This window comes from Corallococcus sp. CA041A, from assembly GCF_003612075.1.
In the GTDB taxonomy this organism is placed as follows: domain Bacteria; phylum Myxococcota; class Myxococcia; order Myxococcales; family Myxococcaceae; genus Corallococcus; species Corallococcus exiguus.
Genome location: NZ_RAWF01000713.1, coordinates 1 through 416, shown reverse-complemented (window position 1 = coordinate 416; position 416 = coordinate 1). Strand labels below are relative to the sequence as shown.

The following is a 416-nucleotide window of genomic DNA, read 5'->3' as shown; positions in this document are numbered from 1 at the left end:
GGCCGGCGATGCCTAAATCCGTCACGTCGGCCATTATTCGATCACCTTCGGGACCGCGAAGAAGCCGTGTTCGGCCTGCGGTGCATTCTTCATCAGGTCGTCGCGGATACCCCCCGCGGTCACGACATCGTCGCGCAGCCGCAGCGTGTTGGGGATGACGGCCGTCATCGGCTCGACGCCGGACGTATCGACCTCTCCCAATTGTTCGATCCAGTGGAGGATGTTGTCCAGTTCCGGGGCGACGCGGGCGGCGTCCTCCTCGGTGATCGCGATGCGGGCGAGGCTCGCGATCTTTCTTACGGTGGCGGTATCGACTGACATGGCCGTGCGGCTAGCATCGCGCGTCGCCGCCGCGCAATGCAATTTGCACTGCCGCGCCCGCTGGGGCACGGGCGGGCACGAAGAGTGGAGTAGTC

The 416-nt window shown here is 65.4% G+C and carries 1 protein-coding gene; it reads right to left on the bottom strand.

Annotation, left to right across the window (positions count from 1 at the left end):
- Positions 1 to 33 precede the first annotated feature (33 nt).
- A partial coding sequence (gene gatC / locus D7V77_RS42785) for an Asp-tRNA(Asn)/Glu-tRNA(Gln) amidotransferase subunit GatC (RefSeq protein WP_233597596.1) occupies positions 34 to 416 on the bottom strand: 383 nt, incomplete at its 5' end.